Source organism: Faecalicatena orotica (genome assembly GCF_003149245.1).
Classification (GTDB): Bacteria; Bacillota; Clostridia; order Lachnospirales; family Lachnospiraceae; genus Faecalicatena_A; species Faecalicatena_A orotica.
Window position 1 is genome coordinate 112013 of sequence record NZ_QGDL01000010.1, and the last position, 22905, is coordinate 134917.

Annotated in this window: 43 protein-coding genes; 40 read left to right on the plus strand and 3 right to left on the minus strand. The window is 42.1% G+C overall.

The features are described 5' to 3' along the window. Positions 1-97: 97 nt before the first annotated feature. The 3 genes from A8806_RS16495 to A8806_RS16505 form a co-directional block, all read right to left on the minus strand. Positions 98-1147: a type I restriction endonuclease gene (locus A8806_RS16495; protein ID WP_109732305.1), complete on the minus strand. Its 1050-nt coding sequence runs from the start codon at positions 1145-1147 to the stop codon at positions 98-100. 77 nt (positions 1148-1224) lie between these two features. Further along, positions 1225-1953, minus strand: a complete 729-nt coding sequence (locus tag A8806_RS16500) for an ImmA/IrrE family metallo-endopeptidase (protein ID WP_109732306.1) — start codon at positions 1951-1953, stop codon at positions 1225-1227. Positions 1954-1971: 18 nt separating this feature from the next. After that, positions 1972-2286 carry a helix-turn-helix domain-containing protein gene (locus A8806_RS16505; protein WP_109732307.1) on the minus strand — a complete coding sequence of 105 codons (315 nt, stop codon included), beginning with the start codon at positions 2284-2286 and terminating at the stop codon, positions 1972-1974. Between the two features lie 184 nt (positions 2287-2470). Between A8806_RS16505 and A8806_RS16510 the strand changes: the two genes are divergently transcribed. The 40 genes from A8806_RS16510 (at position 2471) to A8806_RS16695 (ending at position 22905) form a co-directional block, all read left to right on the plus strand. Next, entirely contained in the window at positions 2471-2698 is a 228-nt protein-coding gene (locus A8806_RS16510; RefSeq protein WP_109732308.1) for a DUF6471 domain-containing protein, read from the plus strand. A 120-nt stretch (positions 2699-2818) separates the two neighbouring features. Next, entirely contained in the window at positions 2819-3052 is a 234-nt protein-coding gene (locus A8806_RS16515) for a LexA family protein (protein ID WP_109732309.1), read from the plus strand. A gap of 18 nt (positions 3053-3070) precedes the next feature. Next, positions 3071-3331, plus strand: coding sequence for a hypothetical protein (locus tag A8806_RS16520; RefSeq protein ID WP_109732310.1), 261 nt, complete (start codon positions 3071-3073; stop codon positions 3329-3331). Beyond that, complete coding sequence (locus A8806_RS26015) at positions 3294-3518, plus strand: hypothetical protein (protein ID WP_146203303.1); 225 nt, start codon at positions 3294-3296, stop codon at positions 3516-3518. Before A8806_RS16520 ends, A8806_RS26015 begins: the two co-directional genes overlap by 38 nt. Positions 3519-3531: 13 nt before the next feature. Next, positions 3532-3714 carry a hypothetical protein gene (locus A8806_RS16525; protein ID WP_109732311.1) on the plus strand — a complete coding sequence of 61 codons (183 nt, stop codon included), beginning with the start codon at positions 3532-3534 and terminating at the stop codon, positions 3712-3714. An 82-nt stretch (positions 3715-3796) separates the two neighbouring features. Beyond that, positions 3797-5227: an AAA family ATPase gene (locus tag A8806_RS16530; protein ID WP_109732312.1), complete on the plus strand. Its 1431-nt coding sequence runs from the start codon at positions 3797-3799 to the stop codon at positions 5225-5227. 9 nt (positions 5228-5236) lie between these two features. Then, positions 5237-5893, plus strand: coding sequence for a recombinase RecT (locus A8806_RS16535; RefSeq protein WP_242996141.1), 657 nt, complete (start codon positions 5237-5239; stop codon positions 5891-5893). Further along, the gene (locus A8806_RS16540) at positions 5890-6687 is read left to right on the plus strand and encodes a PD-(D/E)XK nuclease-like domain-containing protein (protein WP_109732313.1); all 798 of its coding nucleotides are present in this window, start codon (positions 5890-5892) and stop codon (positions 6685-6687) included. The genes A8806_RS16535 and A8806_RS16540 overlap by 4 nt, the downstream gene beginning before the upstream one ends. Then, positions 6688-6966: a hypothetical protein gene (locus A8806_RS16545; protein WP_109732314.1), complete on the plus strand. Its 279-nt coding sequence runs from the start codon at positions 6688-6690 to the stop codon at positions 6964-6966. It begins immediately after the preceding gene. Then, positions 6947-7351, plus strand: a complete 405-nt coding sequence (locus A8806_RS16550) for a RusA family crossover junction endodeoxyribonuclease (protein WP_109732315.1) — start codon at positions 6947-6949, stop codon at positions 7349-7351. Before A8806_RS16545 ends, A8806_RS16550 begins: the two co-directional genes overlap by 20 nt. Before the next feature lie 114 nt (positions 7352-7465). Then, positions 7466-8137: a hypothetical protein gene (locus tag A8806_RS16555; RefSeq protein WP_109732316.1), complete on the plus strand. Its 672-nt coding sequence runs from the start codon at positions 7466-7468 to the stop codon at positions 8135-8137. Continuing rightward, positions 8134-8481 (plus strand): replicative helicase loader/inhibitor, encoded by a 348-nt coding sequence (locus A8806_RS16560; protein ID WP_181368755.1) that lies wholly within the window; start codon positions 8134-8136, stop codon positions 8479-8481. The genes A8806_RS16555 and A8806_RS16560 overlap by 4 nt, the downstream gene beginning before the upstream one ends. Then, a complete protein-coding gene (locus A8806_RS26265) occupies positions 8471-8638 on the plus strand; it encodes a hypothetical protein (protein ID WP_181368756.1) in 168 nt (55 codons plus the stop codon). The genes A8806_RS16560 and A8806_RS26265 overlap by 11 nt, the downstream gene beginning before the upstream one ends. Further along, positions 8639-8914: a hypothetical protein gene (locus A8806_RS16565; RefSeq protein WP_109732318.1), complete on the plus strand. Its 276-nt coding sequence runs from the start codon at positions 8639-8641 to the stop codon at positions 8912-8914. A 2-nt stretch (positions 8915-8916) separates the two neighbouring features. Beyond that, complete coding sequence (locus A8806_RS16570; protein ID WP_109732319.1) at positions 8917-9348, plus strand: hypothetical protein; 432 nt, start codon at positions 8917-8919, stop codon at positions 9346-9348. Positions 9349-9366: 18 nt separating this feature from the next. Then, the gene (locus tag A8806_RS16575; protein WP_109732320.1) at positions 9367-9585 is read left to right on the plus strand and encodes a hypothetical protein; all 219 of its coding nucleotides are present in this window, start codon (positions 9367-9369) and stop codon (positions 9583-9585) included. Positions 9586-9943: 358 nt separating this feature from the next. Then, positions 9944-10270 (plus strand): helix-turn-helix domain-containing protein, encoded by a 327-nt coding sequence (locus A8806_RS16580; RefSeq protein ID WP_109732321.1) that lies wholly within the window; start codon positions 9944-9946, stop codon positions 10268-10270. Positions 10271-10354: 84 nt separating this feature from the next. Next, positions 10355-10606, plus strand: a complete 252-nt coding sequence (locus tag A8806_RS16585; protein ID WP_109732322.1) for a hypothetical protein — start codon at positions 10355-10357, stop codon at positions 10604-10606. A gap of 24 nt (positions 10607-10630) precedes the next feature. After that, on the plus strand, positions 10631-10789 hold the full coding sequence (locus tag A8806_RS26270; RefSeq protein ID WP_181368757.1) for a hypothetical protein: 159 nt from the start codon (positions 10631-10633) through the stop codon (positions 10787-10789). Positions 10790-10805: 16 nt separating this feature from the next. Next, positions 10806-11075 (plus strand): DUF3850 domain-containing protein, encoded by a 270-nt coding sequence (locus A8806_RS16590; RefSeq protein WP_109732323.1) that lies wholly within the window; start codon positions 10806-10808, stop codon positions 11073-11075. Positions 11076-11130: 55 nt separating this feature from the next. Then, entirely contained in the window at positions 11131-11340 is a 210-nt protein-coding gene (locus A8806_RS16595; protein ID WP_109732324.1) for a hypothetical protein, read from the plus strand. A gap of 37 nt (positions 11341-11377) precedes the next feature. Further along, complete coding sequence (locus A8806_RS16600) at positions 11378-11815, plus strand: DUF551 domain-containing protein (protein WP_109732325.1); 438 nt, start codon at positions 11378-11380, stop codon at positions 11813-11815. A gap of 30 nt (positions 11816-11845) precedes the next feature. Next, positions 11846-12028, plus strand: a complete 183-nt coding sequence (locus A8806_RS16605; protein ID WP_109732326.1) for a hypothetical protein — start codon at positions 11846-11848, stop codon at positions 12026-12028. Between the two features lie 32 nt (positions 12029-12060). Further along, the gene (locus tag A8806_RS16610; RefSeq protein WP_109732327.1) at positions 12061-12267 is read left to right on the plus strand and encodes a hypothetical protein; all 207 of its coding nucleotides are present in this window, start codon (positions 12061-12063) and stop codon (positions 12265-12267) included. Then, the gene (locus tag A8806_RS16615; RefSeq protein ID WP_242996143.1) at positions 12254-12715 is read left to right on the plus strand and encodes a DUF1492 domain-containing protein; all 462 of its coding nucleotides are present in this window, start codon (positions 12254-12256) and stop codon (positions 12713-12715) included. Before A8806_RS16610 ends, A8806_RS16615 begins: the two co-directional genes overlap by 14 nt. Before the next feature lie 96 nt (positions 12716-12811). Beyond that, on the plus strand, positions 12812-13315 hold the full coding sequence (locus A8806_RS16620) for a terminase small subunit (RefSeq protein WP_109732329.1): 504 nt from the start codon (positions 12812-12814) through the stop codon (positions 13313-13315). After that, the gene (locus A8806_RS16625) at positions 13315-14679 is read left to right on the plus strand and encodes a terminase (RefSeq protein ID WP_109732330.1); all 1365 of its coding nucleotides are present in this window, start codon (positions 13315-13317) and stop codon (positions 14677-14679) included. Before A8806_RS16620 ends, A8806_RS16625 begins: the two co-directional genes overlap by 1 nt. Next, a complete protein-coding gene (locus tag A8806_RS16630) occupies positions 14676-16235 on the plus strand; it encodes a phage portal protein (RefSeq protein WP_109732331.1) in 1560 nt (519 codons plus the stop codon). Before A8806_RS16625 ends, A8806_RS16630 begins: the two co-directional genes overlap by 4 nt. A gap of 134 nt (positions 16236-16369) precedes the next feature. After that, positions 16370-16567: a hypothetical protein gene (locus A8806_RS16640; RefSeq protein ID WP_146203305.1), complete on the plus strand. Its 198-nt coding sequence runs from the start codon at positions 16370-16372 to the stop codon at positions 16565-16567. After that, on the plus strand, positions 16567-18063 hold the full coding sequence (locus A8806_RS16645) for a phage minor capsid protein (protein ID WP_109732334.1): 1497 nt from the start codon (positions 16567-16569) through the stop codon (positions 18061-18063). Before A8806_RS16640 ends, A8806_RS16645 begins: the two co-directional genes overlap by 1 nt. Before the next feature lie 386 nt (positions 18064-18449). Then, complete coding sequence (locus A8806_RS16650) at positions 18450-19100, plus strand: hypothetical protein (RefSeq protein ID WP_109732335.1); 651 nt, start codon at positions 18450-18452, stop codon at positions 19098-19100. 19 nt (positions 19101-19119) lie between these two features. Beyond that, positions 19120-20004, plus strand: coding sequence for a capsid protein (locus A8806_RS16655; protein ID WP_109732336.1), 885 nt, complete (start codon positions 19120-19122; stop codon positions 20002-20004). Positions 20005-20015: 11 nt separating this feature from the next. Then, positions 20016-20294, plus strand: a complete 279-nt coding sequence (locus A8806_RS16660) for a hypothetical protein (protein ID WP_109732337.1) — start codon at positions 20016-20018, stop codon at positions 20292-20294. A gap of 1 nt (position 20295) precedes the next feature. Further along, on the plus strand, positions 20296-20682 hold the full coding sequence (locus A8806_RS16665) for a head-tail connector protein (RefSeq protein ID WP_109732338.1): 387 nt from the start codon (positions 20296-20298) through the stop codon (positions 20680-20682). A 4-nt stretch (positions 20683-20686) separates the two neighbouring features. Continuing rightward, positions 20687-21025 carry a hypothetical protein gene (locus tag A8806_RS16670; protein ID WP_109732339.1) on the plus strand — a complete coding sequence of 113 codons (339 nt, stop codon included), beginning with the start codon at positions 20687-20689 and terminating at the stop codon, positions 21023-21025. Beyond that, on the plus strand, positions 21022-21402 hold the full coding sequence (locus A8806_RS16675) for a hypothetical protein (protein ID WP_242996145.1): 381 nt from the start codon (positions 21022-21024) through the stop codon (positions 21400-21402). The genes A8806_RS16670 and A8806_RS16675 overlap by 4 nt, the downstream gene beginning before the upstream one ends. Further along, positions 21399-21794: a phage tail terminator protein gene (locus tag A8806_RS16680; protein WP_109732340.1), complete on the plus strand. Its 396-nt coding sequence runs from the start codon at positions 21399-21401 to the stop codon at positions 21792-21794. Before A8806_RS16675 ends, A8806_RS16680 begins: the two co-directional genes overlap by 4 nt. 1 nt (position 21795) lies before the next feature. Next, positions 21796-22242 (plus strand): phage tail tube protein, encoded by a 447-nt coding sequence (locus tag A8806_RS16685; RefSeq protein WP_109732341.1) that lies wholly within the window; start codon positions 21796-21798, stop codon positions 22240-22242. Positions 22243-22271: 29 nt separating this feature from the next. Continuing rightward, complete coding sequence (locus tag A8806_RS16690; protein ID WP_109732342.1) at positions 22272-22571, plus strand: hypothetical protein; 300 nt, start codon at positions 22272-22274, stop codon at positions 22569-22571. Further along, entirely contained in the window at positions 22552-22905 is a 354-nt protein-coding gene (locus tag A8806_RS16695) for a Gp15 family bacteriophage protein (RefSeq protein ID WP_109732343.1), read from the plus strand. The genes A8806_RS16690 and A8806_RS16695 overlap by 20 nt, the downstream gene beginning before the upstream one ends.

Genomic DNA, 22905 nt, shown 5'->3' on the forward strand with positions numbered 1-22905 from the left:
GACCGTCACCGAAGATGATACAATATATTTGGTATTAACTGCATATCTTCGGATATGTTAAGCCGTTCCTGTTGGCGCAGGGGCGGTTTTTATATTTTTATAGATATCGTTTTACAGATTCTATAAGTTGATTCTTAAATTTATACAGGTCATTTAGTGAATCAATATAAAACTTCTGAAATTTTTTGTTTTCATCTGGTATGAATAGCTGTTTATTTTTTTTATCTAAATTTATTCGGCATATTGGTTTACGATTATTGTCCTTATAGAGTATTCCAAAATAACTCTCAGTATCACGATGAACAATATCTTCTACAGGTACAACCTCAGCAAGCATCCCTCTGATAATATAAAATGATTCAATTTCTTCTTCCGTAGTTACAATTTTAGAGGTCGTAGTGGTTGCATTGAGGTCTTCCTCTTCTTTATTTTCAGGTTCACTGGTAAGGGCAGAAGATATTTTATTATTAACTATCTCATTTACAAAGGAAGAAAAGGACTTTTTTACTACAGGTGTAAATTTATCTATTACTCGTTGATTTTTTTGCCCTTCATAGATATTAGTTAATACAAATCTTACAAAGTCTTCCGAAGGTGCATCATACTCTGAGGACAAAACATTTTTTATTAAAGAACTATATTTCAATTCCTCAGCAGTGCTGAAAATTTTCTCTTTATCAAAATTTTCCTTGCAAAACTTTTTTAATTCATTTATTGAGGTGTCTTTTAGGTTTAACATATCTATTTCTAAAAAGGGGACCATATCCATTTTATTAGATTCTTCTAGGTCAGTATAAAACCTATAAATCAGTCCGTTTGTGAGTATTCCAAATTTTGCTGGAGTTGTTCCGAAATATCTGAATAGTTGCGAAGAATGCTTGTCGAGTTGCTCTGAACAACTTTTGCACTCAATCAAAATATTAGGTGCTCCATTTTCCAATATTGCATAGTCGACTTTTTCCCCCTTCTTAATCCCAACATCTGCTGTATATTCCGGACAAAATTCTAAAGGGTTAAATACATCGTAACCTAACATTTGAAACATCGGTACAATTAAGGACATCTTTGTAGCTTCTTCTGTTGAAATTGTATCTTTAAGCGCAGATACTCTTTCAGAAAATTGTTTGACTAAATCATTAAAATCCATATGTATTCCTCTCTTCCTTTTTTCTGAGAAAACACCACATTTATGTTAAGCCATCCGGCCTAGCATCATTATAACTTCTAACAATCACCGTAAAGCCACTTGTTTTCCAAATGCCTAAATAATCCCATATCTATATTGTGCAGAGGGGGGTCATGATAATGATAATGCACAACAGGTTCCGGGACCATACAATGCGCGCAATGATCGGAATGTGAATTATAGAGTGTAGCTCCACAAAAATCACACTCCTTAATACTCCAGACAAAAGCATCCTGATCAGCATCATAGAACTGGGCATACATAAATTTATCTAAATATGTCATTTTATATTTAATTACATGTTTATGCCATCTGTGATAGTCATCAAAAGCAATCGTTGCAGCATCATTAGATATCTCAAATACTTTCGATACACTCTCGGGATCTTTGCATTTTGAGTAATATATTGCCATTCGCGGGGCCAGTATGTGACTGGCAAAGGCATTGGCCTCTTGTTCGTTTAGATCAGATTCTCCCACATGACCCATTATATGATGTCCGAGTTCATGCATTAAGGAAAAACGGATGCGGCCATTTGGATTATGTGAATTGTAGGCGATAATCTTATTTATACCATCTCTGAAAGCATCTTCAGAACAGGCTAAGCATATATCATATAACTTTTGGTTTTTTTTCCATAATTCATCATAAGTAAATATTCTATATCCATAATGTTCAAGTAAGGCCATGCAATCTATCGGAAAAGAGGTTACATGGCATTCTTTATAGACTTTGATTGTAGCTTTAATAATCTCTGTAATATCCAAATAAATCAACCTCGTTAATTAATTTATTTCGGACAAGAGTTTGATTAATTCCATTTTTTGTTCTGTAGTCATCTTTTTTCCGTTGCGAGCTATTAACTTTTTAGTATCCTCGTAAGTTGGTTCAATGGTACGTTTCTGATGTACATCGTCGAAATCATCTAAAGTACATCCTAATACTCTGGCTATAGCTTTTAGGGTTTCCAATTTGGGATCTTTTGTAACACCTGATAATATTTTATCAAGAGTCCCTTTAGGAACACCAGATTTTTCAGCTAATTCAGCAGTTGTCATACCAAGCCTTCTTTTATACTCTTCAATCTTTTCCAATCCCATGTTCCAATCCTCCTTATATAAAGAATATAGCACCGTTGACGGATAGGGTCAAGAAATATATTTCCGTCAAATGTTACAAATTAGTATTTAACGGAAATAATATGTTCAAAAAGTATTGACAATAGTAATTAACGGCTATACAATACATGTGTAATAACCGTTGAAGGCGAAAGGAGGTAAAACAATGTATAGAGTTTTAAAAGGCGAGATGGTGAAGAATGGCATTACGGTTCGAGAGCTCGCCTTAAAAATCGGAATAACTGAAAGAGGTCTTAGGAACAAAATCAATGGAAAAACATCCTTTTCATGGGATGAGGTTCTAAAAATTAAAACAGAAGCTTTTCCAGATGCTTTGTTGGAAGAACTATTTCAAAAAGATGAAAACAACAAAAAACAAACACTTGTTCGATAAAACCAATATACCACTGTTACCTACAGCAGTCAATTGGATTTTATTGTAACACAAGATGTGTCCTATAAAACGGACTTTGTGTAAGATGGTAAAAAATACCGATAGGAGGTGGAATAGGGCGTGAGTAACGAAGAGGTTTTAAATCTGATTGTCGAGTATATAAAAGGGCATGGATATCCGCCAACGATTGAGGAAATAGGGAAAATGGCTGGATTTCGAAGCAAAGCTACGACTTGGAATCGGATACAGAAGATGTTGAAAGATGGGGTGATTGAATCTGACTGCAAAGGAAGTGCAAGGGCAATACGTGTTCCGGGATATGAGTTTGTGAAGACAATATCAGCTGAAGAGTAGAAGGAGGTGGAGAGAAGGATGTACGACATATTAAATGCGAGTCAGGCTGCTAAAGTAATTGGATGCGGCCGACAAGAAGTAGTAGAAAAAGGAAAAAGGGAAATTTGGAAGTTCGTAAAGATAATCCCGCCAACAAATTCAGAGGGGAATAACAGCTATGAAATCAACAAGCGGGATCTGGCAAATTATCTGAAAATACCATATGAAGAGATAGATATTAGACTCAGAAGGAGGAATGAAATTGAAGATTATACAGAGAAGAAAGCCCAGACCGCGTGACCGTCCTGTAACATGCCGTCAGTACAGGCGATTTAGTTACTGCATGGAAGCAAGCCGGATGTACCCCTGTCAAGAGTTTGAGCGTTGGGGGCAAAAGCAGATGTCGGATCGGGAGCTTATGGTCGCGCTGGTAGAAACAATTTTAATCGGTGTAGCGATGGCCGCGGTATATATCCGTGTGGCATGAGGAGGATATGAAGATGGGAATCAGGGAAAAAGCTGATCATTTTGCAGAGCAGCATCGGAAAGCATTTGAGAACTGGGAACACGGTGGCATTAAAGACGCGTGGCGGGATCAGGATGGAAACATCTGCATCGCCTATGAGGACGGCCGCTGGTGGCGGTACCGTGAGAAGGCTGGAGGTGTGATTGAATGGTGGTAAAAAAAGAGCGCATAAGGCGGGCACCTATATGCACTCAGGCAAATATACAATTTCATTATAATTACGGAAAGGAATTTAGTCAATGAAAATAAAGAAAATTAGGATCAAGAACATGTATGGAATTACAGAGTATGAGGGGGATGGAAAGAGCATTGAGCTTGACGGCACGAATGGGGCTGGCAAGAGTTCTGTAATTGATGCCATAAGGTATGCCCTCACAAATAAATCAGACCGCAAATACATAGTCAGGAACGGGGAGACAGAAGGTGAAATCCTGATTGAGACTGACAATGGCCTGCGGATCAACCGGAAGGCGCGGACGAATCAGGTTGATTATAAGAGCGTCAAGAAGGATGGAAGGGAAGTTGGAAGCCCTGAATCGTTCCTGAAAGATATATTCTCTCCACTGCAGCTATCTCCTGTTGAGTTTATGGAAAAGTCTGAGAAGGAACAGAATGCAATTATTCTGGATATGATCCAGTATGATTGGAACCTACAGACAATCCGTGAATGGTTCGGCGAGATTCCCGACTGGGTATCATACGATCAGAATATCTTGCAAGTGCTCAATGACATCCAGTCAGAGAAAGGGGCATATTTCCAGAACCGGCAGGATGTCAACAGGGATATCAGAAACAAGAGGTCGTTTATAGAGGACATTGCGGACTCCATCCCGGCGGGGTATGAAGCCGAAAAGTGGGAAAACATGAACCTCAGTGAGCTCTACATGAAGATAGAGAAGATCCGTAAAGAGAATGAAGAAATCCAGAAGGCAAAACAAGTGATCGAGTCTCGTGACAATAAAGTGCGTAAATATGAAGCTGACCGTGAGATTGCTCTGGCAGCACTTGATCGAGAATTGTCTGCTGAAAAGGAACGGCTTGTTAAAGATAATGAGCAGTTACAGGCCCAGCTAAAAGCCAATCAGGAGAAACTAAACGGAATGGCAGAGCGTAAGCAGGATAAGACAGCCGTAATCAATAAAACATATGAGTCCGAGGTTGCCAAATATAATGCTATGGTCGATGAGTACAAGGAAATTTCGGACAAGGAGATACAGGATTATAGCAAGCTTCAGGAAGAAGCGGAACACGCCGAGGAAATGAAATCCCATTTGAAGGAATACGAACGCATGATTTCCCTTCAGACAGACGTGGAAAACTTACGGCAGGAGTCAGAGGACCTCACAAATAAGATTGAGAAGGCCCGTACCCTTCCGGGAGAGATTTTGGAAACAGCCGTGATACCTATTGCCGGGCTTACAGTAAAGAATGGGATACCGCTCATCAATGGTCTTCCAATCAGCAACCTTTCCGATGGAGAGAAACTTGACCTGTGCATTGATGTGGCTATCCAGAAGCCAAATGGATTACAAATTATCCTTATAGATGGTGTGGAGAAACTGTCTACTAAAATGCGGAATGAACTGTATCAGAAGTGTAAAGACAGGGGCTTGCAGTTTATTGCTACACGCACCACGGATGATGAAGACTTAACGGTGATTGAATTATAGGAGGAAGATATGGATAACGAAATTGCAGTACAGGAAAAAGCACATGAGCTGGTGAAAGAAGGGGTATTTTCGAGTATCCAGAATTTTAAAGAAATCTATGATATTGGGAAAATGTTCGCATCATCTACGCTTGTACCACAGGCATATCAGGGAAAGCCGATGGACTGCACAATTGCTGTGGATATGGCAAACCGTATGGGAGTAAGCCCCATGATGGTAATGCAGAATCTATATGTAGTGAAAGGGAAACCTTCGTGGAGCGGTCAGGCGTGCATGTCGTTGATTAATGGGAGCGGGAAATTTAATCATATCCATCACGTATATACCGGAGAACGTAATACAGATACCCGCGGATGTTACGTTGAAGCTGTCAGGATTGAAGACGGAGAAACTGTGAGAGGTGTCGAAGTCACAATGGAGATGGCAAAAGCAGAAGGATGGACAAGCAATAAAAAATGGCAGAGTATGCCGGAATTAATGCTGGCGTATAGGGCATCCGCATATTTTGCAAGGGTGCATATACCAAATGCGCTTATGGGAGTTTCTGTGGAGGGCGAAGCAGAAGATATTACAAAATCAGACCGTATTGAGACAACAGACCCATTTGCTCAACAGCCAGTAATTAACGAGGAGACATTAAAAGAAGCGGAGGAAATTTTTGAATGATATTAACCAGTGAAAACTATTACATGCAGGAAGCCAATCGGGAATATCTTTCTGTCAGCCAGTATAAGGACTTCTGCGGCACGTTGGGGAAACCACCGTGTGAAGAACTTGCCCTTGCAAAGCTGAACGGTGAGTGGGAAGAGGAAATGACAACCCCGCTTTTGATAGGGTCTTATGTGGATTCTCACTTTGAGGGAACACTTGACCTGTTCCGTGCACAGCATCCAGAAATATACACGAAGCAGGGCAGTTTAAAAACTGACTATAAGAAAGCTGATGAAATTATAAACCGTATAGAAAAAGATGAACTGTTTATGAAGTATATGTCTGGAAAGAAGCAGGTTATCATGACTGCTGATATGTTTGGAGTGCCTTGGAAGATTAAAATGGACAGCTACATAGAAGATATCTGCATTGTAGACCTGAAAGTTATGAAGTCTCTTCGTGAATCACATTATGTGAGGGACTACGGACTTATGGACTTTATCCGCTACTGGGGATATGACATTCAGGCGGCAGTATATCAGAAAATAGTGGAGATAAACACTGGCAAGCAGCTTCCGTTTTACATAGCTGCGGCATCAAAGGAAAAAGAAACTGATATTGAAATAATCCAAATCCCTCAGGAATGGATGGACGACCGGCTGATGGAAGTCCAGAAGAACGTACCGAAGATTGTTGCCCTGAAAAATGGTGAGATATGCCCTATTAGGTGCGAGGTATGTGACTACTGCAAACGATCAAAGGTGCTTACTGGCGCCATCTGGCCGGACAATCTGCTGGGAGAAATATAAATGAAAAAATCAGACACTATCGTAACGGAATATGTAGATTTCTGCCTGTTTTGTGGCAGACCTTATAACATTGAGGGACACCATCTTATATGTGGCGGGGCAAAGCGGAGTAATGGCACTAAAGATAAATTACTCATACCGGTATGCCCTGAATGCCACCGAAAGATACATGGTAATGGACTGAGTATGAAACTATCCAAAATGTTAGGACAGGCAGTATATGAGCAGACGCATACACGGGAGGAGTTCAGGGAGAGATATGGACAATCATACTTTTGAGATCCGCGGCAGATTTTACAAGGGTCATTGCTTTCCGGGGCTGAATGAATACATACAAGCAATAGGGGCAAATCCCAAAAAAGGAAACCGCATGAAGCAGGATTATCAAATGATAGCCTGTAATGCAATCAGGCTGGGCTTAAAGAGATTCAAAACGCATGGCCCCATTATCCTGCATTACACATTCAAAGAGCCAGAAAAAGGAAATAAACGGGACAGGATGAATGTGTTCAGTTTTGCAGACAAAGTGATAGAAGACGCGCTTCAGAAGTGCGGAGTGATCGAGAATGATGATCCGGCACATGTGCTGAATACCACCCATGATTTCTCCTACACAAAAGGAGAACCGGCAATCATTGTTTCGATAGAGGAGATAACAGGATAAGTCTTGTTATAGTAACCCGTCTAAGGCACCTGCGGGTACGTCACGGTAATCGTAGGCCATTTCATTACTTCCCGGCGGATGGCCGGGAGGGGAAAGGAGGACGGAAGAATCCCAATGGAAGGATGGATAAAGGTACATAGAAACATCATGGAACATTGGTTGTGGCAGGAAAAAGTATATTCCAGACTTCAGGCATGGTTAGAAATGATAATGCTTGCAAACCATACAGGGAACAAGGTTAGAATTGGGAATGATTTGGTTTATGTTGAACGTGGTAGTTTTATTACATCGGATTTGAAACTCGCTGCCCGCTGGGGGTGGAGTAAAACAAAGGTAAGAGCGTTTTTATCTATGTTGGAAAATGACAATATGATTGAGAAAAAAACAGACCGGAAAAAAACCACTATAACCATTGTAAACTACGGCATTTATCAGGAATCAAAAACCACAGAAAAACCTCAAAAAGACCACGAAGAAACCATAAAAGAACTACAAAAAAACACAAACAAGAATGTAAAGAATGATAAGAATGAAAAGAAGGTAAATAATACTGTGCGGTTTACACCGCCGGACATTGATATGGTCCGTGACTACTGTATAGAACGTAACAACAGTGTTGACCCTCAGGCATTCATTGATTTTTATTCTGCCAAAGGTTGGATGATTGGCAAAAACAAAATGAAGGACTGGAAAGCCGCGGTGAGGACTTGGGAGAGAAATAATAAAAAAGCAGGAGCTTCCCGTGCATCGGGTACAGACAGGGTTAGTGAGGTGGATAACTGGTGACTAGAGAAGAGTTTAAAAATATTGTAAAGGCGATACGTGGGACATACTCTAACAGTCCAATAAGCTCCCAACAGATATTTGACCTTTGGTATGAGATGCTGAATGACATGGACTACGAAATGGTATCCAATAATTTGCATAAGCACATACGGACAAATAAGTTTGCCCCTACGGTGGCAGAACTCAGAGGTGTTGCGGATTCTAAGGATTTTAATAATTTCAAACGGCGGCCGTACAATATGGATTTGCTGGAACGGCAGCTCTTAGAGGCAGACAGGGAAATGATACCGGAGCTTAAAGATAATGGCTATCAGATTTCAGGAGGAGATAATAATGGTTGTTAAAAATAAAAATAGAACAGAGGCAGATGTACGGAAAAACGGTATATTTGGGACTGTAATGCAATACGAGATGTTCTGCGTATACTGGCAGCATCTATGCACCAGATTGAATAAAAATTCAATTAACAGGGCACAGAAATGCGAGAAAGAAGGTTATTAAATGATATACATTTGTAACAATACAAGCAAGATAGATAAGCTCTGGGGGAGGTTTATAAAACACTTGCTCCAGATGCAGGGTGAAGGGATCACCGTAGAATACGTCAGAAAAGGCGAAGTCATCCTGAATGGAAAACAGTATAAGCCATTTTACAGGGAAAACACTATGAGCTACGACCCCATAGGATGGACATATGAGGACGGTCAGCCATATATAGTTTTTACGGGATACGATATTAAGCCGCTTATTGATTATTTGTTAAAAGGAGGAGTTTAAAAATGGCAATGACAGCGGATATAAAGATGCAGATAGAGGCTATAAAAAATCAATCAAGGATAAAGGTTATAGATTATGGTGACACAGTACTTCTCACTGATGGGTGGAAGGGGCCATACATAAAAAAGGATAAATTAATCATTGATCTGGACAAGATAAATCATCCAGAGGGAGGGGAAACATACGATCCCAATAAACTTAAGCTTATAAAACTTAAGAGAACGAATCATCTTTTGATAACGGGAAATAGGATTGCAATCAGATTTGATACGGAAGATGGGGAACATATCTGGACCAGAAATGACTGGATGAAAGAGTACGGAAATGCATTCGGATACGCAACTGAAGAGACAAAAACTTCCGTTATACCAATAGGCATAAATGGTGATCCACTGGGTATTGTGCTGTGTATGCGTATTACTGATAATGATTAGCATTTATGGAGGAGCAGGATGCATAAAATAAAAGGCGTATTTTGCCTTAACAGTAAGTGTAAACATTACTTTGAGGATAGCTGCATGTTGATACAGGAGACTGGAACTGTGAATATATCAAAGACCGGAAAATGCGAAGACTTTGTTGCAGGCGAATACATTGGATATGCTGACCGATCGGATCTTACATCTGTAGCTATAGATCCAGAGACACTAGAGGTTGTTTTTATAGATTAACATTTTGAGGTGAATATATGAGGGTAATTAGAACAAAGGATAGTACAGAAAATCTATGTGATGCTTGTCAGCGCAGTGAAGAGATTCCGTTATGTGTATCAGATAATATTGAGTTTGGGAATGGTTTCGGAAATGACAATGTTATTGGTTGTAGTAATTGCTTATGCAAATACAGCGATACCATATATCCGGGCGAAATAGCAACAAAAAATTAACATTTGATGTAGATGTACATTGACAATTTCATAGGTCAGTAGAAACCACGTACAACGTGGAAAAATGTTGACAAAACCACATGTGACGTGGTATCATTATAATTGTAAAGAGGATAACATTTATTTATAATTAGGAGGATACCATGAATTTTAAATTATTTTCAGAATTATACGATGAAGCAAAAAAATGTGAGAATGTTGATAGTTTCATTGATAACAGAGAAAATATGTCTGAGTTAAAAAACATGCAAATTGATAATGCGGTTTTACTACTACGCTTTATCTATGAGGTGGCCCATATGGGGATCAAAGATATCAGGGAGTATTTAGGACTGCCGCGTCCAAATTTTTGTGAACGCTACGAAATAAAGTTAAGAACCCTTGAAGATTGGGAGTATGGAAAAAATCCTGTCCCACAACATTTAACTAAATTGCTCTCGTACACACTCGTGGAAGATTTTATGAGTTAATAGTGATAAAAAGATCTACTGACCTAATGATGGTTGGTAGATTTTTTTTATTTAAAATTAGCATTTACTGAAAGAAGGTATACTGTGAAAGATTCTATAAAGAATGTATTAATTAACTTGATTCAGGAGGCAAAAAGAGATCAGGAGCGTGCGAATAAATCTGCAGAATTGGTTTTTAATACAATAAACGATATATTTAATAACCCGGATTTGCAAAAAATTCCTACAGGAGCCGAAAATGCCGAAAATTTAGAAGAGGCTATCGCGTGTTATATACAATATGGTGAGTATGACATTCAGGGAATTATAAAGGAACTTGAAACAATTAGGATTTGAGCGATTAAGAAAGGAGACGCAGAATTGTATAGCATAGACGATATGAAAAGCTGTATACAGGAGTGGTTTTCAGAGGCATTAAATCCGGTTGAAGTAGCAAAAACATATCATGAAATTCAGCAGGAGGCAGAAAAACAGCTTGAATTTATGATGGAGCAAAGGATAGAAAACGTTGAGAATTAGCATATAGGAGATCAAAATGGAAGAAAAATTACATGAATTGAAGATATATCCGAAATATTTTGATTCTATTCTGGATGGGAAGAAAAAATTTGAAATCCGAAAAAATGATAGAGGTTTTCAGGTTGGGGACAATGTATTACTCAGAGAATGGGACAATATAAAGTATTCAGGAAGAACCATATATGCGACAATAACCTACATCTTGGACGATAAATTCATAGGGTTATCAGAGGGTTATGTAGCATTTGGGATCGAAGTTAATGACTACGATCAGCATTTGCTTTAATGGAGTAAATCGGGCGGGCGCCCGATTCAAATTTAGGATTCAAGGAGGGAAGTTGATGGCAAAAGTGTTATGTCATATGACTGATTGCAAGCACAGGTCAAGGCGTGCATCGAAAATATATAAGACAAAAAATGGAAGGAAGATGTATGGTTGCTTACTGGATGCAATCGTTGTGAGAAAAATTACAGATTTTGATGGCGATTGCGAGGCGGTAATAGGCAGAGAAAATATGGCGCAGTGCATGTATTATGAGCCGCAGATTTAATTACAACTAAACTGATATTTAGTGAAAGGAGAAAAGAATGGAGAGATTAACAGTACCAGACGAAGAGATAGATGGTGGTACAAGAAGAGCAGTTATAGATGCAAGAGCAGTAAGAGAAGAAGCAATGAAGATTTATTGGGCGCTGAAGAAGTATGAGGACACCGGTCTTTCTCCTGAAGAAATTGACAGCCTGAATACTTTTGATGGCAGTCAGGGTATGAAGTATCTAAAATTGTATCAGGAGGAGCAGCAAAAGCATAGATGGATTCAGGTATCGGAGCGGTTGCCGGAAGAAGCAGAATATTTAGGGATATCTGATGGACAGCGATACATGAAACGAATAGAGGTGGCCTATATGACCGATACCATAGAATATATAATTGGGTACTTTGACGGTTGTAAATGGATGGACAAGAGACATAACAAAATTAACAATGTCATAGCTTGGAAAGTTCATGAACCATTTATATCATAACTTAGTAGAATTGAAGGAGGAAAAGTAAAAATGAAAGATGGAATACATCCAAAGAATATAAAAGAGTTTGTGGAAGTTGATGAAAGAAAGTGCGAAGAGGTTAATAACTGTTTTGGTGTAAAAATTGTAGATGGTAAAAAATATTGTCGTGGATGCGGAAATGTGCGGCTAACAGATATCCATGATGCAGCTTTGAAAGAATTATTTAGCTAAACCGCCGTTTAGCAAAGGAAGGAGCCGATATATTGAGATCAAAAAGAAGTCATAAAGAGATAAAGATAGACAGTCAGGATCACTATGGTGGACTGGCCGAAAACACACCGGAGCGAAAGGCCAAAGAGAAGTTTAAGCGACCTCCTGCGTATCAGGCCGGGAAACTGTTGCAGGAGCAGGCGAGGCAGATGGAGAGGAATGACATCAAAGAAGGAGTTGAAAGGATTGGCAAGGATTGAAGAAAATGCATCCACAAGTGAAAATGATAAGAAAAAAGAATACTTAAGGAGTTACGGGAAACATGTCAGGAGAATCAGGAGGATAGAGTCTGAGATACCGGAAATCCGGGCAATGAAAGTCTCACCGTCTTTAAGCGTGGATGGAATGCCGCATGGCAGTGATAAAAAAGATCTGTCAGGATATGCCGCTGAATTAGATGACATGGAGAGGGAACTCATGGAAGAACGGTACCAAAGAGTTGTTAAATATCGTGATATAGATAAAAGAATAAAAAGGCTCAAAAGCGAAAATGAGCAGGACGTTCTCTTCTATCGGTATATCAAAGAGCTCGATTGGTGGGAGATCGCAGAAAAAATGCGGTATTCTGAAAGGCAGATACATAGGTTTCATGGACGTGCACTGGCACATTTTGAAATATCAGAAAAAGATGTCAGTGAATGTCAGTAACAACTGTGTTATTATGATAGCATCGAAAAGAAACAAAGAACAAAGCATCTGGCATCCGCTGGGTGCTTTTTCTATGCACTGAGGAGGTGAGCCTGAATGACGAAGAAGCAAAATAGATTTGTAGAAGAATACCTAATCGACCTGAATGCCACTCAGGCAGCCATAAGGGCAGGGTACAGCCCTGATACAGCGAAGGAGATAGGATGCGAAAACTTAACAAAACCTAACATCCGCGCGTGTATTGACCGAGCAATGGCCGAACGATCAAAGCGTACTGGCGTAAATGCTGACCGAGTCGTACAGGAGCTGGCAAAGATAGCCTTTGTGAATGCGACAGAGGTAATAGATCCAGCTACGGCTACGGTCAAGGAGGATGCTCTTCCAGAGGACACCGCCGCGATCCAGTCCGTTAAGGTCAAGACCTTCGGTGAGGACGGCCTAGAGCGTGAGATCAAAATGGCTGACAAACTAAAGGCACTGGAATTGCTCGGTAAACACATGGGAATGTTTAAAGACAAGGTGGAGCTTTCAGGAACTCTCCAAACTGAGAAAACAAAACTGGATGATCTGATCGAACAGATGCGCGGCGGTGATGGATAGTGAGCGATGAAAGATTACTGCTGTCGGACAAGTATAAAGCATTCCTCCGGTGTGACGCGCCTGTGGAGTTCCTAGAGGGTACAACGGCTGCGGGAAAGACTACAGTCGGCCTGTTTAAGTTTATGCTCAAAGTTGCTGAGTCACCAAAAAAGCTGCATATTCTGGCGGCAGATGATACGGGAGCTGCAGAGAAGAATATCATACAAAAGGATCTGGGCATTCTGGATGACTTCGGCGTACTGGTGAAGTACAAAGGCAATGGCGGTGGGGGATATAATATGCCTCATATCCTGTATCATACCTCAAGTGGCGACAAGATTATATTCGTGGTCGGCTATGGCAATAAGCGCAAATGGAAGGATGCTCTGGGAGGCCAGTACGGCTGCCTGTACATTGATGAGATCAACACAGCGGACATTGAGTTTGTCCGTGAGGCGGCCATGAGATCAGATTATTTAATGGCAACACTTAATCCTGATGACCCAAATCTGGAGGTATACAAGGAGTATATAAACTGTTCCCGGCCACTTCCAGAGTGGGAAAATGAGACACCAAAGGAAATTAAAGATGAGTTGAAAGAAGGACCAAAGACCGGATGGGTACATTGGTTCTTTTCTTTTGCTCACAATCTGGGGCTTCCCAAAGAAAAACTGGACCGGATCATTCAGAATACACCTCCGGGAACAAAGATTTGGAAAAATAAAATACAAGGCCTGCGCGGTAAAGCAACTGGTTTGATCTTCCCGAATTTCGACCGAAAGAAGCATGTTGTTTCCGCTGAATGGGTGAAACAACAGGTTAAAGCCGGGAAGATTAAATTCAAAAAGTTTACGGTTGGACTGGATACATCATATTCCAGCAAGTCACCAGATACCATCGCGATGATCTTTCAAGGCATTACAGAGGACAGGAAGCTGTTCACGCTGGAAGAAAAGACATACAGCAATGCAGATCTGGATCAGCCGCTGGCTCCATCAGACACGGCGGTCAAATTCGTAGAGTTTTTGGATTACTGCCAGAAAGAGTGGGGATTTGCGAAAGATACATTTATTGACTGTGCAGATGCGGCAACGATTACGGAGCTGCGTAAGTACAAGCGCCTGCATGGCTGTGTGTACAACTTTATAGAGTCGTACAAGAAAGTGGAGATCATCGACCGGATCAAGCTACAGCTTGGATGGATACAGCAAGGATGCTATTTAGTAGTGGATACTTGTACGGAACATTTAGGTGAGTTGGAACGATACTCTTGGGATGATGAGAAGGACATTCCAGAGGACCGTAATGACCATACAATTAATGCCAACCAATATGGATGGATTCCATACCGTCAAATGATTGGATTCGAGGAGGATGAGAAATGAGGTGGACAGAAAAATTGAGCAATAATATCAAGAAAGGACTGCGGAGCTGGTTACAGATCACACCTTCCAGTCCATATGCAATACAGATCAATGAGGTAATGGACTTTGAATTGTCCGCTATCCGCAACCGCATCTGGTACCGTGGTGATAGTAATGAGCTGGAACAGATGTACCAGCAGAATCCAGATTATGCAGATAAGACAAAGTTTTGGGCGAGCAAAAGCAGCCCGGGTATGGAAATGAGAAAGATACATACTGGTCTTCCGGGGCTTATTGTGCGGACACTTAACAGCATTGTCGTGGATGACATGAATGACTTCGAATTTGAAGAAGATACGCACAAGCGATTGTGGGAAGATATCGAGGAGGACAATAAATTCCGTAAAAAATTTGAGAAGTCCCTAAAGGAAGTACTTTTCATCGGTGATGGTGCGTATAAGATCGCAATCAATACGGATGTCAGCCAATATCCATTACTTTCGTGGTACCCCGGAGAGAAGGTCGAATTGGTATGGCAGGATGGACGCTTGAAAGAAGTGGTATTTAAGACTCTTTATACTGTCGGTACACAGCAGTATGTACTCCATGAGCATTACGGATATGGTTATATTAACAACCATTTATACAGGTGGGAGGAAGAGGTGCCGCTGACTGCGATTGAGGCGACAGCATCCATCAAAGATGTTGCATTTGATAAGACCGTCATTCTGGCAGTGCCACTACAAATATACGAGAACACAAAATATGAGGGCCGTGGAGGCTCTATTTTTGATGGGAAGTTAGATAGTTTCGACGCTTTTGATGAGGCGTGGTCACAATGGATGGATGCACTCCGGGCAGGAAGGGCAAAGACCTATATACCAGACTGTTTGGTGCCACATGATCCAGAAACTGGAGAGATTATCAGGCCAAACCCATTTGATAATCGTTACTTTGCGGCTGATGGTGACATGAGGGAAGGACAGAAAAATGTCGTCATGACGGATCATCCTGCAATACCGCATGAGAGCTATCTTGCCAGCTATATAACGGCACTCGACCTGTGTTTGCAAGGCGTGATCAGTCCCAGCACGTTAGGAATTGACGTGAAGAAGCTGGATAACGCCGAGGCACAACGCGAGAAGGAGAAGGCTACGCTTTATACCCGTAATGCGATCATCGAAGCCTTACAGGAAACGCTGCCCGAACTGGTATCTTCCTGTATCAATGCCTACAACATACTCCATAGTAAAGCCGTGGAGGATGTGAAAGTGGAAATACCATTCGGTGAGTATGCCAACCCATCATTTGAGAGTCAGGTGGAGACTGTGGCAAAAGGCAAGCAGGGCGGAATCATGAGCATTGAGGCATCCGTGGAAGAATTATACGGTGACAGCAAAGATGAGGACTGGAAAGCAGAAGAGGTGAAACGCTTAAAGGCTGAACAGGGCATAGCTGAGATTGAGGAGCCGGGCCTTAATCTGGAAGGGGTGATAATTGATGAAGGTAAAAGTAGCGAACCGGATCTACAGAATGAGCCCGGAGGAATATCAGGGACTGTTAAAAATAGCCAGTGATCAAGTGCCATTCGGCGTATATGCTATTGAGAGGCAGGGATACGCTGAACTAAGGAATGACCATTGCAAGAGCGTCACACAATTAAAGACCCTGAAACGTCAGTTCAGGGGGCAGGGGTTCAAGGTGATGTTCAATGGAGGTGAAAAGAATGCCTTATAGATTTGACCTTAAAGGATACTGTGAAAATTGCCCGTTTTTTGAACCAGAGGTCGAAAAAATAGAATATACAAAACTTGAAGACGAATTTCCCAAAGTGCAGAATATCGTGAAGTGCAGATATGGGGAGCAATGTGAAAGGGCTGTCATAACTGTGAATCGGGAGATGATTTAATGGAAGATTACGATATCGGGAATGCCTTCCGTGCGATTGAGGACGAACTGATTGCGTCCATGATTCGAAACATGAAACATCACAGGGCGTGGGAAGATGATGAGGGTTTTCATTGGGAACAGTGGCAGGCATTACAGCTGAAAGCGCTGGACGAATACAAGCGGAAGAATCAGAAGATTTACGGCAGACGGTTTAAAGATATCAACAAGTCCATCGAGGCAGCTATTCAGGAGGCCCGATCAGAAGGTGGCATGGATCAGGAAATAAAGATACTGCGAGCCGTTAAGAATGGATTCAAGGGATCAAAGCTGTCTAAAGGAGCGGTTGCAGAGTTTTTCAGAATGAATGACCGGAAACTGGATGCACTGATCAGGGCGACTACGCACGATATGAAGCGTGCCGAGACAGCAGTTTTAAGAATGGCAAATGACCAGTATCGGAAGATTATCTTTAACGCTCAAGTGTATGCCAATACGGGGGCAGGGACTTATGAAAAAGCTGTTGATATGGCTACGAAGAACTTCCTGTCTGCGGGATTGAATTGTGTAGAGTATAAGAATGGTGCAAGGCATACGCTGGCTGATTATGCTGACATGGCGCTCCGTACAGCAAGCAAGCGGGCATATCTTACTGGAGAGGGAGAGAAGCGACAGGAATGGGGTATACATACCGTAATCATGAATAAACGTGGAAACCCGTGTCCTAAATGTCTTCCGTTTGTTGGGAAAATCCTGATTGATGATGTGTGGAGCGGGGGGAGCAGGAAGGATGGGCCATATCCGCTTATGAGTAGTGCGATTGCGGCTGGGTTATACCATCCCCGATGCAAGGACAGCCATACTACATACTTTCCCGGTATCAGTACTCCCCCGGATGATAAATTCAGCAGAAAAGAATTAGCTGAAATCGAAAAGAAGGGCAGACGGGAGGCACAGCACCAGTATGCGATGCGACAGGCCCAAAAATATGATAGACTGTATAAAAATTCTATGGATGATGAAAATCGTAGGAAATACAGGAGCCTAACAGACAAATGGAAATCACGTGCTCATGATTGGAATTTATCAAGGTTTACGGAGATGCTGCAAGATTACAATAATGGACAGAAGGACATCATCAGTCATTGGAGCATCCAAAAGAATCTTAACAAGTCAGAAATCGGTAAGCAGACGGTTGAGTATGCAGTGGGACACCCCGAATTGAACATAAATCTATGTTATAAAGTTGATGTTCCGGAAGGTCTTCTGGGGAGGCAGGATAAAAATGATATATACATATATGCATCAAAAACACGTACAATACAGAAAACAGCGGAAACTCTCATCCATGAAATAACACACCACAAATATGATATTGGTGGAAATCAATGGGCTGAGTGTGTATGCAGGGCTCAGGAATTAAAGCATAGAAATATGACTGATAAATTGACCAGTCAGGAGTTGCGTGATATAATTAAATCAGTTAAGAGGGATTATCCAGAATTGAAATGGAGATGATGATATGCACCCAGTAGAAGAGATGATACTACAGTTAAAGAAGCTCAGAAATGGTGAAGAGGTTGTATGTAAGCACTGCGGTAAAGGCGTTATGAAACCAATCGGTGATTATAAAACAACTCATTGCTATGTGTGTGATAATTGTGGAAGCAAAATAAATTTAGACTAATACCACCCAGTCAGGATCTGATTGAGTGGTATTTTTATACCCATTTTTAGGAGGTGATCCAGATATCTCCCTTTGAGGCGCGGGGTGAAGCGCCTTATTTTTGTGCCCGAAGGCCTAAAACTACACGGAGACACCGGGTTAAAAACTGTTTTGTGAGACACACGTAAAACTGTCAGTGCAGACAGCACGGAAAAAACTGTAGAAAGGATTAAACATTATGAGGAAAAGAATTTTTAGATGCAAGTTACCTATGGACATTCAGCACTTTGCAGAGCCGGGGGCAGGAGGCGGAACTGGTGGGACTGGAACCGGCGGGACGAGTCAACAGACGCAACAGCAGGCCACTGGGGGACAGACAGCCGCAGAACCGCAGATCGATTATGATAAACTTGCACAGCTGGTGACAGGAAAGCAGGCCGCTACAGAGGAATCCGTTATTAAGGGATATCTGAAACAGCAGGGACTTACGAAAGAGCAGATGGATCAGGCAATTGCAACGTTTAAACAACAGCAAGCAGCCAGCCAACCAGACGTTGAAGCTCTGCAGACTCAGGCGGCGCAGGCTCAAGCTGCAGCACAACAGGCACAGGTTCAGGCAGCGGCCACTATGTCAGCGGTTGGTCTGGGAATTGATGCCAAAACCATTCCGTATATCATCAAGATGGCAGATTTAAGTAAAGTCACTGGTGAAGATGGAAAGATTAACGATGAAGCAATGAAAACAGCTCTAAACAAGGTTTTAGAGGACATCCCGGCACTGAAACCGCAGACCCAGAAGTCTACAGGATTTGTACAGGTTGGAGCGACTGGAGCCGGACAACAGCAAACGTCAACCGATGATGCCTTAAAAAAGGCATTCGGACTTTAAGAAAGAGAGGATTTAATACATGGCAGTATATGATTATGCGACAACATTTACACAGCTCCTGCAACAGAAATATGCGAAGGAGCTGTGCTCTGATGCCCTGACACAGAGCAATCTGGGCGTAAAATTTATTAACGCCCAGACAATTAAACTTCCAACCATGAGCGTATCTGGTTACAAGGATCACACCAGAACACCGGGATTTAACACAGGATCACTGAGCAACAGCTGGATTCCGAAAAAACTGGAACATGACCGCGATATTGAATTTTGGGTGGACCCGATGGATATCGACGAGACAAACCTTACTCTGTCAGTGGCAAACATTCAAAATGAATTTGAGACAACACAGGCGATTCCAGAGAAAGATTCTTATCGTTTCAGTAAGCTGCATTCTGAGCTTACTACGTATTCAGGACGCATTGACAACACAGTAATTGATGCGGCAACATTCTTAGAAGCGTTCGATGAAGAGATGGCCCGTATGGATGAAGCAGGTGTACCGGAAGAGGGACGTATGCTCTATGTTACCCCGGCTATGAATAAAATTATCAAAGAGGCGGAGGGAATCCAGCGGGTAATGACCGTGACATCCCCGTCTACGATCAACCGTAACGTGCACAGCTTGGATAACGTCACAATCAAGATGGTTCCGGCAGCCCGTATGAAGACTAAGTATGACTTCACGACTGGCTGTGTAGCTGCCACAGATGCTAAGCAGATCAACTGGATTCTGATCCACACATCCTGCGTGGTATGTCGTGACAAATACAGCTATATCAAACTTTTTACTCCGGGAACAGATTCTAGGACGGCAGATGGATACTTATACCAGAACCGTAACTATGGGGATCTCTTCCTGCTTGAGAAAAAAGTAGAAGGCTGTGCAATGAATGTGCAGGCTTAAGGAGGGAAGATATGAAAGCAGTAAAGGGTAATAAAGAGTATACCATTGATGAAACGCAGAAGAAGCAGTATCAGGATGCGGGTTTTGATATTATGGGAGATGGCGAAGTAATTGCTTACGGACGCGGGAAGACGGTCCCTTATGACGATCATATGAAAGCAGTGAAAGAGATTGAGAGGCTGCGTGAGATGATCGCTGAATTAAGAGAAGCGGGGAAAGAAACAGAACCACCCTCAGAACCGGAAAAAGAAACCGTGAAGAAGGCAGGCGCAAAGAAAGCGGGTGAGTAACATGGCTTACGAACCTTATGCGGACGAGGCGTACTACAAGGAGACTTACAAGGGGACCTTGCTTACAGAAGGTGAGGTCACCCGGTATCTGCGTCAGGCATCCCGGCATGTGGATTCCCTGACCTACAATCGTATTGTGTGTCGGGGGTTTTCTTCTCTTACACCATTTCAGCAGGACATTGTCCGGGAGGTGGTCTGCCAGCAAGCGGAATTTGAGTGTGAGAATGCCGATGAAATCAATACGATCCTGTCCGCATACAGCATCAATGGCGTGTCAGCCCAGTTTGGCAGCTCTTGGAATGTCTACATGGACAAGGGTGTGGCTATGAAACGAGATGTATACGCGCTGTTGTCCCAGACAGGCCTGTGCTGTCGGTTAGCGAGGTGAGGCTATGAAGTATCCATGTTTGGTGCCGAAACGACTCTGTAAGACAGATATCAGCCTGACATTTGAACGGGAAGGGCTAAATGAATACGGGGAGCCGCTTCCAACTGTAAACTATACCGGAAAGTGCAATTATCAGGATAAGGCCCGAACGATTCTGACAGCTGAGAAGAAGCTGGTAGAAATCACAGGTTCGGCTCTCTTTCCGGGTGATATCTGTCCAACACTTCCGACGATATCAGGAGGGACCGCGGTTGTCTTCGGCAGAAAACGACGTATCCAGCAAGGCACAAAGGCCCGCAATCCAGATGGAACGGTTAACTATACGGAGGTGCTGCTGATATGATGAAGGTTAAGTCAATCGTAAAGCTGAATATGCCAAAGATCAGACAGTTGACTCAATCACAAGTGACAGCTATGGAACAGACAGCGGAAGCACTACATACAGAAGTTGTGCAGGCGGAGATTATGCCGAGGGATGATGGAACACTGCAGAATGAGAGCACATTTGTGGATTATTCCGATTCGGGTCAAGGCAAAGTATCTCTAATATCCAGCACCCCTTATGCTAGGCGTTTATACTTTCATCCAGAGTATAACTTCCAGAAATATGAGAATGCATTTGCTCAAGGCCTTTGGTATGATCCTTGGATTGATGGGATTTACAAGGACTTCTGCAAGAATGCATACCAGAAACTGTACAGGAGGTTAGGCGGATTATGATGCTATCAGATATTAGGGACTATATTGACTCTTTAGAACTGGCGGACCATGCGTATATGGGGAAACTTCCAGACAAGCAAATACGGTCTATCGGGGTGTACAACAGCAAACACCAGCACGTGTATAAGACTGCTATCGGGGGCCCGGAGATGGAGTCCTACGGCACCAAATACGTGACGTTGCTTGTGCATTGGAATAAATCCCTGCGTGATACAGAAAAGGCTGCTGTGGCCTTATTTGAAGCCGTAACAACAGCAAGAGAAGTAACTATTAACAACAAGATAATTAAGTTTATACAGCCGCTTTATGAGATTCAAGATGTAGGCACGGACGATGCAGGCATCTTTGAAATGGTCATTGAAGCGGCTGTTGTATTTAAGAAAGGAGATTAACATGGAAGGATTGAAAGGTGTATACCCTTGTTATGAAAACCAGTTCCAGATTGATACAGCAGTTTCCGGTTCTGCAGCTGCAATGAAAACCATTGCTGAATGCGAATCTTTTGGAGTCAGCTTCGACAATGGTGTGGAGGAATGGACACCATTTGATACGGAAGGATGGGTGCGTCGGTTGATGACCGCGAAGTCCGTAACGATTACCGTTACTGCGAAACGTAATGTCGGGGATGCGGGGAATGATGCAGTATCAGAGTTAGCATGGAAAAACGGAAGAAATGTAGAAAAAGATTTCCAGTGGACTTTCCCAGATGGCACAGCAGTAAAATTTGCACAGGCGGTTATCAATGTAACCAATATTGGTGCGGGTGACTCTACTGCGGTGGCACCATTAGAGTTTGAGGTTATGAGCAATGGAAAACCAGAAATCACACTGCCGGCCTAATGGCTGGCAGTTTTAAGGAGGAAAATTAAATGGCTAAAGTAATAGATATTACTGACAAATTGGATTTTGAGGGAAATCCGAAACTAAAAATCAAAGATGAAGAAATCGAGATAAATGCAGATGCGGCAACGATGCTCAAGCTCATGGGGGTGATGGGCGACAACGATGAGCCGGGATCGAAAGAGGTCTTGGAAATGTACAATCTTCTATTTGCGTCCTCTGAGCGTAAAAAGATCGAAAAATTAAAACTTAATTTCAAAGATTTCACAGCCATAATTTTTATCGCGATCGGTTTGGTTAAGGGAGAGGATGACACACAGGGAGAGTGATGACCCGTACTATGACCTGATCGATGATTTCGACTTGATCGTATCGTCATTTCAGTCACAGTACGGGTTGCGGTTGTCACGGGAGTTGCAGACCATGAAATGGGATGAGTTCCGGGACCTTCTGGTCGGGATTTCCCCGGATACTGCCTTGGGGAGAATTGTATCAATCAGGGCGGAAAATGATAAAAATGTTCTTAAGCATTTTTCAAAAGATCAACATCGCATCCGTAATGAATGGAGGCATCGCAAGGCAAAATCTATAAAACCAGAGGATATGGAAGTAATCCTGAATGGATTTAAACAGGCCTTTATTTCAATGGCAGGAGGAAGGTGA